This window comes from Sandarakinorhabdus sp., assembly GCF_031430775.1.
Taxonomy (GTDB): Bacteria; Pseudomonadota; Alphaproteobacteria; order Sphingomonadales; family Sphingomonadaceae; genus Sandarakinorhabdus.
In genome coordinates this window covers 1-11,141 of sequence record NZ_JANPCD010000088.1, presented here as the reverse complement: position 1 = coordinate 11,141, position 11,141 = coordinate 1, and the positions used below count along the sequence as shown (strand labels likewise).

General features: G+C 64.9%; 11 protein-coding genes. 9 read left to right on the top strand and 2 right to left on the bottom strand.

Annotation, left to right across the window (positions count from 1 at the left end):
• A partial coding sequence (locus RMQ73_RS05160; RefSeq protein WP_310496995.1) for an aminotransferase class V-fold PLP-dependent enzyme occupies positions 1-693 on the top strand: 693 nt, incomplete at its 5' end.
• Between the two features lie 341 nt (positions 694-1,034).
• The gene (locus tag RMQ73_RS05155; protein ID WP_310496994.1) at positions 1,035-2,141 is read left to right on the top strand and encodes an MBL fold metallo-hydrolase; all 1,107 of its coding nucleotides are present in this window, start codon (positions 1,035-1,037) and stop codon (positions 2,139-2,141) included.
• A 253-nt stretch (positions 2,142-2,394) separates the two neighbouring features.
• Here the strand turns inward: RMQ73_RS05155 and RMQ73_RS05150 are convergent, their stop codons facing one another.
• Positions 2,395-3,390 carry an NAD(P)H-quinone oxidoreductase gene (locus RMQ73_RS05150; RefSeq protein WP_310496993.1) on the bottom strand — a complete coding sequence of 332 codons (996 nt, stop codon included), beginning with the start codon at positions 3,388-3,390 and terminating at the stop codon, positions 2,395-2,397.
• 46 nt (positions 3,391-3,436) lie between these two features.
• Here RMQ73_RS05150 and RMQ73_RS05145 point away from each other — a divergent pair, with 46 nt between their 5' ends.
• The 7 genes from RMQ73_RS05145 to RMQ73_RS05115 all read left to right on the top strand — a co-directional run bounded on the left by RMQ73_RS05145 (position 3,437) and on the right by RMQ73_RS05115 (position 10,463).
• Positions 3,437-3,634 (top strand): DUF1192 domain-containing protein, encoded by a 198-nt coding sequence (locus RMQ73_RS05145; protein ID WP_310496991.1) that lies wholly within the window; start codon positions 3,437-3,439, stop codon positions 3,632-3,634.
• Positions 3,631-4,569: an aminotransferase class IV gene (locus RMQ73_RS05140; RefSeq protein ID WP_310496990.1), complete on the top strand. Its 939-nt coding sequence runs from the start codon at positions 3,631-3,633 to the stop codon at positions 4,567-4,569. The genes RMQ73_RS05145 and RMQ73_RS05140 overlap by 4 nt, the downstream gene beginning before the upstream one ends.
• A 21-nt stretch (positions 4,570-4,590) precedes the next feature.
• Positions 4,591-5,322 (top strand): HAD family hydrolase, encoded by a 732-nt coding sequence (locus RMQ73_RS05135; protein ID WP_310496989.1) that lies wholly within the window; start codon positions 4,591-4,593, stop codon positions 5,320-5,322.
• 71 nt (positions 5,323-5,393) lie between these two features.
• A complete protein-coding gene (locus RMQ73_RS05130; protein ID WP_310496988.1) occupies positions 5,394-6,491 on the top strand; it encodes an acyl-CoA dehydrogenase family protein in 1,098 nt (365 codons plus the stop codon).
• A 73-nt stretch (positions 6,492-6,564) separates the two neighbouring features.
• Entirely contained in the window at positions 6,565-7,788 is a 1,224-nt protein-coding gene (locus tag RMQ73_RS05125) for an acyl-CoA dehydrogenase family protein (protein WP_310496987.1), read from the top strand.
• Between the two features lie 202 nt (positions 7,789-7,990).
• A complete protein-coding gene (locus tag RMQ73_RS05120; RefSeq protein WP_310496986.1) occupies positions 7,991-8,662 on the top strand; it encodes a spermidine synthase in 672 nt (223 codons plus the stop codon).
• A gap of 391 nt (positions 8,663-9,053) precedes the next feature.
• Positions 9,054-10,463, top strand: a complete 1,410-nt coding sequence (locus RMQ73_RS05115; protein WP_310496985.1) for a heme peroxidase family protein — start codon at positions 9,054-9,056, stop codon at positions 10,461-10,463.
• Positions 10,464-10,508: 45 nt separating this feature from the next.
• On the opposite strand, the gene RMQ73_RS05110 is transcribed toward RMQ73_RS05115, so the two are convergent.
• A partial coding sequence (locus tag RMQ73_RS05110; protein ID WP_310496984.1) for a phosphatase PAP2 family protein occupies positions 10,509-11,141 on the bottom strand: 633 nt, incomplete at its 5' end.

The window sequence follows — 11,141 nt, the reverse complement described above, 5'->3', positions numbered from 1 at the left end:
GACATGGCGGCGATGTCGGCAGCGGCGACGGCGGCGGGCGCGCTGACGTTGTGGGATCTGTCGCATTCTGCCGGCGCGCTGCATCTGGCGCTGGATGATGACGGCGCCGACATGGCGGTGGGTTGCGGCTACAAATATCTGAATGGCGGGCCGGGTGCGCCGGCCTTTGCCTATGTCGCGCGCCGGCATTGGGACACGCTGGCGCCGCCGCTGACCGGCTGGATGGGGCACGCCGCGCCCTTTGCCTTTGCGCCCGATTATGTGCCCGCAAGCGGTGTCGCGCGCCTGCTGGTGGGCACGCCGCCGATCCTGGCCATGCGCGCGCTGGAGGCCGGCATTGCCACCTTTGCCGGCGTGGACATGCGCGCGGCCGAGGCCAAGTCGCGGGCGCTGGTGCGGGTGTTCGCTGCGCTGACGGCGGGCCTGCCGGGCATCACTGCCGAACTGCCGCCGGCAGGCCGGCACGGCTGCCAGATCGTGCTGCACCACCCGCACGGCCGCCGCGTCATGGCGGCGTTGATCGCGCGCGGCGTCATCGGCGATTTCCGCCCGCCGGACCGGATGCGCTTCGGCTTCCCGGCACTGACGACGCGCTTTGCCGATGTCGGTGCTGCGGCGGCGGCGCTAAGGGCGGTGCTGGACAGCGGCGAATGGCAGGACATGCGCTTCGCGCCGCGCGGGGTTGTCAGCTAATGGTCAAAACCTGACGCTGGGTTCCCAACTGATGGGTCTGCGAATAACGGGAACTGGGACTTAGTCGCCATTCCGGGAATGGTCGCTCAAGGGCAGCTTACGGTACGACCCGAAATTCGCCCTCGTGCTCAATCGTCGAATGGACAGCGTTGCATCGTGCCCGGATAAACGGGTTTCGAACTGTTCTATCGCAGCGTTGCCATCGCGGGGATCGTTGCCAACCCTTTCGAACACGTTGGTTCAACGGCCAAAGCTTTCCGATCCTGAGGCACAAGCTCTCGCTCCTTTGCTGTTGAGCCTCGCGGAGCTACAATCGACCAGCGTATAGCGGGAGCTGCAATATGGATCACGTCAATCTCTGCGGCAGCACACTGCTTGATCGGCGCAGGTTCCTTGGCGCAACCTTGGCAGTATCTGCGACTTTGGGGTGCTCGCGGACAAAAGCTGCGACATTGGAATTCGAGGTCGACACGCTCTCGATCCGCGTTCTGGACGACAGTGCAACCTTCGGACCCTTCCTGCCGGACCTGACGCTTCCCGGTCTCAAGGTTATCCAAGCCAGGGTCGATGCCGGACGACCGGTCATGTCCCCTCGCGCGTTGACAGGAGAGTTCGGCCTGTCGCTGCTGACGGAGTCGCGCCGGGCGGGGGTTACGGTGACCGTCCTGATCGACTTCGGCTATTCCCCCGAAACGGTCCGCAATAACCTCGCGCTGCTCAGCATCAATCCCCAATCCATCGACGCCGCTGTACTGAGCCATGGCCATCTAGATCACTACGGTGGTTTTCCCGGCTTCTTCGGCGACGCCTCGCGACGCAGGATGCCGCTCTATGTCGGCGGCGAGGAAGCGTTTTGCGAACGCCTCGCGATGATAGGCGATCCGCCGCCACTGATGGGCACGCTCGATCGCGCGGCGCTGCGGCGCGCCGGTTTCGACGTGCGACTGGCGGCCGCGCCGGCGGTAATTATGGGACAGGCGCTTACCACGGGCATCATTCCGCTGAAGAGCTTCGAAAGGGCGGCCATCCCGACGCAGATGCGACCCGGCAAAGGGTGCGACAAGGCAGGGCTGGCTCCGGCAAAGCGGGACCTTGGCCTGCTTCCCGATGACGGCGAACACGAGCTTGCGACCTTCTACATCCTTAAAAATCTTGGCCTTGTCGTAATTGCATCGTGCAGCCACCGCGGCGTCATCAACTCGATACGGCAAGCCCAGGCGATATCAGGCATCAACAAAGTCCACGCAGTGGTTGGCGGCTTTCATCTGGTACGGCCACGCACAGAGGTTGAGGCTCGGCAAACCGTAGCCGAGCTTGCCGCCATCGACCCGCGCTACATCCTGCCGATGCATTGCACGGGTGAAGTATTCATCGAGGAAGCGATGCGCGTGATGCCCGATAAAATCATTCGCTCCTACGTCGGGACGGAATTCCTGTTCGCTGCCTGAAATCGAAGATTGCAGGCACTTTTGCCGTCGCTAGTCGGTTGGATGGTGACTGACAAAGCGACAATTGCTTCCGGGCCGCGCCTTCAAACTTACCGACGACCGCAATGGGGCGCGAAGGTGCGACGTTGCTCAACCAATTTAGGATGGCCGGTTCCGGCAAAAAATTGTCGTCGATGCACCGCACGGCGAACGGCTTGAACTGGGTCGAAAGCAGCCTTTGCCGCAACGGGTGCCGAGCGTCAGATTTTGACCGCTAGGGGATCAACACGATCTTGCCGACATGGGCGCCGGCCTCCATGTGGCGGTGCGCCTGCGGGGCGTCGGCCAGCGGGAAGATGCTGTCGGTGACGGGCTTCAGCCGCCCGGCTTCGAATTCGGGCCAGATGACGCCTTCGAGCGTTTCGGCAATCGTGGTCTTGAAGGCGATGTCGCGGGGCCGCAGCATCGAACCCGTCAGCGTCAGGCGATTTCGCATGACCAGGCCCAGATTGATCTCGGCAGTCAAGCCGCGCTGAAAGGCAATCGACACGTGCCGGCCAGCGGGCGCCAGGCACATCAGGTTGCGCGGCACATAATCGCCGCCGACCATGTCGAGCACCAGATCGACCCCGCGCCCCGCCGTGATGCGCTGCACCTCGGCCACGAAATCCTGCGCGGCATAGTCGATGGCATGATCGGCGCCGTGCGACAGGGCGGCGGCGCATTTGGCGGCGCTGCCGGCGGTGACGATCACCTGCAGCCCGATGGCGCGCGTCAACTGGATGGCAGTGATGCCGATGCCCGATGTGCCGCCGTGCACCAACATTGTCTCGCCCGGCCGGGCATGGCCGCGGTCCATGACGTTGGACCAGACAGTGAACCAGGTTTCGGGCAGGCCTGCGGCGTCCTGCATCGCCATGCCGGCTGGCACCGGCAGGCATTGCCCGGCCGGCGCGGTGCAATATTGCGCATAGCCGCCGCCCGCCACCAGCGCGCAGACCGTATCACCGATGCGCCAGCGCGACACGCCGTCGCCCACCGCCACGATGGTGCCGGCGATTTCCAGCCCTGGAATCGTCGGCGTGCCGGGCGGCATCGGATACAGGCCCAGGCGCTGGAGCACATCGGGGCGGTTGACCCCGGCGGCTGCGACCTTGACCAGCACTTCGTCCGGGCCGGGCGCCGGCACCGGACGGATGACGGGTTGCAGCACATCGGGACCGCCGGGTGCTGCGGGGTCGATGGCGGTCATGGACTGGGGAATGGTCATGCAGGCGATATTGACAGGCGGCGCGCCGGGGTCAACGTTTGCAGCCATGTTTGACGAAGCCGACTTGCCGAAAAAGAAAACCGACCTGCTGGCCGAACTGGCGCGCGAGGACCTGGACCGCTTGTCGATTGCCGAGCTGGACGACCGCATTGCCGCGCTGGAGGCGGAAGCCGCGCGCAGCCGGGCCAAGCGCGCCGGGGCCGCGCAATTCCGCAGCGCTGCCGACGCGCTGTTCAAGAAATGACACAGACTTCGCTGGGCACGCATGACCATGCCCATGATCCGCGCAACGAGACCATCCTCATCAATGTGAACGGCACGCTGCTGCCGCGCGCCCAGGCGATGGTCAGCGTGTTCGACAGCGGCTTCATGCTGGGCGACGGCGTGTGGGAGGGCATTCGCGTCCATGCCGGCCGCTGCGCATTCCTGGACCAGCATTTCGACCGGCTGTGGGAGGGGGCGAAAGCCATCTTCATGGACATCGGCATCAGCCGCGCCGCACTGGAACAGCGGCTGTTCGACACCATCGACGCCAATGGCATGCAGGCCTGCCACATCCGGCTGATGGTGACGCGCGGGCTTCGGTCCACGCCCTATCAGGACCCGCGCGTGGTCGTGTCGCCGGCCACCATCGTGATCATCGCCGAGCACAAGGACCCGCTGCCGGCAACGGTGGAGCGCGGCATCACGCTGTTCACCGTGCATGTGCGGCGCGGATACCCCGATGTGCAGGACCCCAAGCTGAATTCGCATTCCAAGCTGAACTGCATCACCGCCTGCATCCAGGCAACGCAGGCCGGGGCGGACGAGGCGCTGATGCTCGATCCGCACGGTTTTGTCGCGACCTGCAATTCGACGCATTTCTTCATCGTGCGCAAAGGTGAGGTTTGGACATCGACAGGCGATTATTGCCTTGGCGGCATCACGCGCGGCAATGTCGTGGCGCTGTGCAAGGCGAACGGCATCCCGGTGCATGAACGCAATTTCTCGCTCACCGATGTCTATGGCGCCGATGAAGCGTTCGTGACCGGCACCTTTGCCGGGGTGGTGCCGGTGCGCAGCATCGATGGCCGGGTGCTGACGGACGGTCGGGGGCCGATGGTGGAGCGGCTGCAAGGGCTGTACCGGGCGCTGATTGCCAGTGATGTGGCAGGGCGGGGGCGGCCCCTGGATGTTTGACGCGCCGCTCAGGATCGCCCTGTGGCACGGCCTTCCGTGACACTTAGAATTGCCATGTGGTCCGGCCCGCGCAACCTGTCGACGGCAATGATGCGCAGCTTTGGCGCCCGCGCCGATACGGTGGTGAGCGACGAGCCATTTTATGGCTGCTATTTGCGCGATACCGGCGATGACCAGCCGATGCGAGACGCGGTCATCGCCAGCATGGACTGTGACTGGTACAGCGTCGCGCGCAGCCTTTGCGGGCCAACGACGCGCCCGATCTGGTATCAAAAGCATATGGCGCACCACATGGTCGGCCCGGTGGATTTTGGCGATTTTCCCGGCTTTGCGCACGCATTCCTCATCCGCGCGCCGGAACGGGTGATTGCCAGCTATGCGGCCAAGCGCGAGACGGTGACGGCGGCGCATCTGGGTTATGACCGGCAACTGGAATGGTTCGAGTCCATGGCCGGCACGCTGGGCCATGCGCCGCCGGTGGTGGACAGCGCCGATGTGCTGGCCGACCCTGCGGGCGTGTTGGCCCGGCTGTGCGCGGCGCTGGGCATCGGCTGGGACCCGGCGATGTTGGCGTGGCCGGCGGGGCCGCGCGGCACAGATGGCATCTGGGCCAGCCACTGGTATGGGCGCGTGCTGGAATCCACCGGCTTTGATGCTGCCGAGGCGCCGCTGCCGGTGCTGGACGGCGCAGCGGCGCGGGTGCGCGATGCCTGCCGCCCGGCCTATGACGCACTGGCCCGCCACAAGCTTTGACGGCAAAAAAGGCAGGTTGCGCACGGTTGACGCCCGCGTAAGGTGACGCACGGTTCCCTTGGGAGGCACATGTGAATTTCGATTTTTCCGACGAAGCCAAAGCGCTTGGCGAACAGGCCCGCAAGCTGTTTGCCGACCGCGCCGGACCGGCAAAGGCGCGCGCCGCCATGGCCGCAGGCGCCCCTGATTTCGATGCCGCCCTGTGGCGCGAGATTGCCGATCTGGGCTGGACTGCCGCGCGCGTGCCCGAAGTACACGGCGGGCTGGGGCTTGGCTGCGAGGAAACCGCGCAGTTGGCCGAAGCCGCCGGGCAGTTCCTTGCCGTGGTGCCGCTGGTTTCGACGCTGCTCGCCACCGAAGCGCTGGTGATCGCCGGCACGCCGGAACAACAGGCCAAATGGCTGCCCGGCATCGCCAGCGGCGACATCATCGCCGTGCCGGCCTGGAATGAACCCGGCGCCGTCAACCCGGCGACCGTTGCGATCGCGGCCAGTGGCGGCACGCTGACGGGCAGCAAGGCGCCGGTGCCGGACCTGCCCGGCGCGCATCTCGCCGTCGTGGCCGCTGCCGGTCCCGACGGGGCATCCTTGTGGCTGGTCGATCTGGCGCATGCCAAGGTGGAAACGGTCGAAACGCTCGATCTGGTGCGCCGTCATGGCCGGCTGGTGCTGGACGGCACCCCGGCCGAGCCGCTGGGCACGGCGGCGGATTATCAGAACTGGCTCGACCGCGCCGCCGTCATCCTGGCTTATGAGGCCATTGGCACGACCGGCGCCGCCATGGCGATGACCGTCGAATACGCCAAGACGCGCGTGGCGTTCGGCCAGACCATCGGGCGTTATCAGGGCGTCAAGCACAAGTGCGCCGACATGTATATCAAGCTGGAACTGGCGCGCGCCCATGCCCTGCACGGCCTTGCCATGATCGGCAGCGACGGCGCGGAATTGCGCCAGGCCGCAGCCGCAGCGCGTGTCGCCAGCCTCGATGCGCTGTCCTACACCGCCGAGGAAGCGGTGCAGCTGCACGGCGGCATCGGGTTCACCTGGGAAAGCGATTGCCAGTTTTATTACCGGCGCGGGCGCACGGCGGCGGCGGCGCTGGGCCCGCGCGGCTGGTGGGCGGACCGGCTGGTGCGCGCGCTTGAACAGCGCAACCGCGCGGCGGCGTAACGAGCGACGGCGTGACACAGTGATTGGCGCGGCCGTGCCTGCCATGATCGCGTGAGTTTTAGGAGTGGGAAAGATGGATTTCAACGACAGCGCCGCCGAAGCCGAATTCCGCAGCACCGTGCGTGCCTGGATGGAGGCCAACGCCGCCGATTATCGCGAGCCGGTGACCTATCCGACGCTGCCGGACTTCATCGCCCATTCCAAGGCGTGGCAGGCCAAGAAGCACGCCGCCGGATACACCGGCATCACCTGGCCCAAGCAATTCGGCGGCCAGGGCCTCGGCCCCATGCATTCGATCATCTATTCCCAGGAAGAAAGCCGGTTCCACACGCCGTCGGGCCTGTATTCCATCGGCCTTGGCATGTGCATCCCCACCGTGTTCAGCCATGGCAACCCCGAAGTCATCCAGCGTTATGTCCCCAAGGCGCTTGTCGGTGATGAAGTCTGGTGCCAGCTGTTTTCCGAACCGTCTGCCGGTTCCGACCTTGCCGGCATCCGCACCAAGGCAGTGCGCGACGGCGATGAATGGGTGATCGACGGCCAGAAAGTCTGGACCAGCTTTGCCCACGCATCCGATTTCGGTATCGTCGTGTGCCGCACCGACCCGTCCAAGCCCAAGCACAAGGGCCTGAGCATGTTCATCGTCGACATGAAGGCTCCGGGCGTCGAAGTGCGCGGTATCCGGCAGATGTCAGGCGACAGTGGCTTCAACGAAGTGTTCTTCACCGGCGTGCGGGTGAACGACAGCCACCGGCTGGGCGCCGAAGGTGATGGCTGGAAGGTCGCATTGACCACCTTGATGCACGAACGCCTGGCCGTCGGCGGCAAGCCGCGCAACGCGCCGGGCTATGAAACGCTGATGAAGCTGGCGCGCACCGTCGAGGCGCCCGTGGGCGGGCCGGCGATCGAGGCCGGCGATGTCCGCCAGAAAATCGCCCAGACATACATCAACGACCAGGGCATCAAGCTGACCCAGATGCGCGCCCTGTCGGCGCTGTCAAAGGGCCAGATGCCGGGGCCGGAACAGTCAATTTCCAAGGTGGTCGTCGCCAAGACCATGCAGGACCTCGCCAGCTTCGCGCTGGATCTGGCCGGCGGTGACGGCTTTCTTGCCGGCGCCGATGCCGACCCGGAACTGGCCAAGCTGCAAGGCAGCTATCTCGGCTCGGCCGGGCTGCGCATTGCGGGGGGCACCGACGAAATCTTGCGCAACATCATCGCCGAACGCGTGCTCGGCCTGCCCGGCGACATGCGCCCGGACAAGGACACGCCGTTCAACCAGAGCGTGACCGCGTGATGTGACGGGGCGGGCCGCGAAAGCACCCGCCCCGCTTCCCTGCGGTCATCCCCGCGAAAGCGGGGATCCGTCGCCTGACGGCGCACACTCGTGGGCGTCTGGTTTTGGGCCAAGGACTTGCGCGCTGGTGCCGGGGCGCCGCTTCTGACATGGCGTCTGCGCAAGGAGATTTGACCATGATGAAGCCGGCGGACAGCGCCCGATGACACCGCGTGAACTCATCGGCGTGGCCGAGGTGCCGGGCGCGCAGCCGCTGCGGCTGTTCCGACGCGGCGACGATTTCATGATCGTGCTTGATCGCAACGAGTTGATGAGCACGCGCATGCATGGCTCCGAGGTCGCGCTTGGCACCATGGCATGCGACCGGCTGGCGGGCCACGCGGCGCCGCATCTGCTCATCGGCGGCTATGGCATGGGCTTCACGCTGCGCGCAGTGCTTGGCCGGCTGGCGGCGGACGCCCGGGTGACGGTCGTCGAACTGGTGCCGGGCATCATCGCATGGGCGCGCGGGCCGATGGCGGCGGTGACGGACGGATGCCTTGATGATCCGCGCGTGACGCTGACGATGGGCGATGTCGCCGCGACAATGCGGCAGTCGGCGGCGATGTTCGATGCGATCCTCCTTGATGTCGACAATGGGCCGGACGGGCTGACGCGGCCCGAGAATGACGGCATCTACACCAAGCATGGCCTGGCCGACGCGCACCGGGCGCTGCGCCCCGGCGGCGTGCTCGCCGTCTGGTCTGCGTCACCCGATCCCGCCTTCACGCGGCGGATGGAGCGTGCAGGCTTTGCGGTCGAGACAGTGCGGGTGCGGGCGCGCGAGAACGGCAAGGGCGCCGCGCACGTCATCTGGTTCGCCGCGAAGCGCTGAGCGCCGCTGGAAATAGCTGCTGAAACCGTTCTGTAATATTTGACAGCGTTTCGTTCAAAAATTGGCAATCAGACCCAAGTTTTGAATTGTTTTGGCATGTGACCGTTCAAGACAATACGGCAATTATGGAGATAACTTGTATTGTTCATACAAATGGCCGACGGTATCGATTACGAATGGGGCCATCAAGATTCGCATGTGATTGCGACTTGCAAAGAAAACTGTTCCAGTCTGGGCCGCGCCAACGCTGGGAATGCTTGGTGATTTCGCCAGGTTTTGTCCAGACTCAGGTCGAGAGACCGAGGAGAGTGCAATGTCGAAACATGGCAGCTATCCGCAGGATATCGTTCCGCCGGTCTCCAAATATCATGATTCAGGCCGATTTGGCCGAATGTTCGGCAAGTTGCCCGGCTTTGCCAGCGACACGCCGAAAACGCGCAAATCGCTGCTCGAAATCGGCGCCGTCGGCGGGATCATGGACGCCAATGAAAATCTTGCTGCCGACCCGGTCCAGTTGATCGTCGATGCCAATCTGTCGGCCGGCAACCAGAACAACCCCAAACTGACTGCCGGCATGACCTTTCTGGGGCAATTTCTCGACCATGACCTGACACTGGATATCACCTCCAGCCTCGAGCGGCAGGTCGATCCGGAGATGATCGCCAACTTTCGCACACCGACGTTTGGTCTTGACAGTGTCTATGGCGCCGGGCCGAATGGCAGCCCGCATCTGTACGACCAGATCGGCGGCCAGGGCATCAAGTTCCTGGTGGAAAAGCTCGCTCCGGGCGGCAAGCCGGACCTGCCACGCAATTCCCAGCTCACGCCTCTGCTTGGCGATCCGCGCAACGACGAGAATGTTGTGCTGTCGCAATTGCAGGTCGCGTTTCTCAAATTTCACAATGCCGTGGTCGACTATGTCAAGGCCGAGCTTGATCTGACCGCGCCCGGCGAGGTGTTTGGCGAAGCGCAGCGCATTGTCCGCTGGCATTACCAATGGATCATCCTGCACGAGTTTCTGCCGAAAACCTGCGGCCAGACCGTGGTCGATGATGTGATCGGCAATGGCCGCAAATTCTACAAATGGAAAAACGAGCCGTTCATCCCCGTCGAGTTTTCAGTGGCCGCCTATCGCTTTGGCCATAGCCAGGTGCGCCCGAGTTACCGGGCCAATTTCACCGGCAATCCGGGCAACACCCCGTTTTTCGCCATGATCTTCAAGGAATCGCCGTCGAGCCCGACCGATCCCGACGATCTCACTGGCGGCTGTCGCGCCAAGCGGCGGTTCATCGATTGGCCGACGTTTTTCGATTTCGGCGATGGCAATGTCCGGCCGAACAAGAAAATCGACACGCTGTTGTCGACGGCGCTGTTCCGCCTGCCCACCAAGGTGGTCGCCAATCCCGACGCCAGGACCAACCCCAGTTCGCTGGCGCAGCGCAACCTGTTGCGGCACCTGACCTTTTCGTTGCCGTCAGGGCAGCGCGTGGCAGCGGCAATGAACCTGCCGGCCTTGAGCACGGCGGACCTTGCCATGCTGAAGCCCTGGGGAATGGACGATCACACGCCGCTATGGTTCTACATCCTGCGCGAGGCGGCGGTGCAGGCAAGCGGCGAGCGGCTGGGCGCGGTGGGCGGGCGCATTGTCGCCGAAGTGTTCATCGGCGTGTTGCAGGGTGATCGCACCAGCTACCTGTCGCAGGATCCGGAGTGGGAACCATTTCTGGCCACCATCGACCCGGCAAAGACAACCGAGGACTTCACGATGATAGATCTGTTGCGCTTCGCAGGCGTCGCCTGAAGTCAGGCCGGGCGCAGACAGCGGCAGGCGAGTTGCGGGGGGATGTCAGCCCCCGCAACCCTCCGGCACCTTGGCGAGCGCGATCTCCGACCGTGCCCGCTCCACATCCGCCTGATATTCCGGGGTGGCTGCGATGCGTTGGTAAAATGCCGTTGCCATCAGGCGGCCATGGGTAACGTCGCTGAGCCAGTGGACGCGGCAGGCCATGCGCAAATCGCCGGTTTCCTGGCCGAATTTCAAAATGGCGGCGCTGCGTTCGGGGCGCACATCCGACAGGATCATGCCCCAGAGCCAGCCGATGGCGGCATGGCCCGACGGATAGGCGAAGCCGAGTTTGGCGCCGCGTTCCTTGCCCTTGCCTTCGGCCGATGCGGGGTCGCAGGCCTTGCCGCCATCGGTGGTGAACGGGCGCGGGCGGGCGTAATATTTCTTGGCGGTATCGATGGCGGGCGCGATATCGGTGCCGGCGCGGCGGACCAGCGTGAAGGTGGCGGGCGTTGCGGCGGGCGAGATGGCGGCGCCCAGCGCGCAGGACAGTTGCGTGATGAACGCCGGGCTGGAGGGCGACAATTGCCCCTGCGCCTTTTTCCACAGCGGGCCACCGATTTCGCGGCGGCTGTCCTTGTAGATCAGTGTGTCGGCGCGGGCCTGCGCCGATCCGGGCGCGGGCGGCGGCGG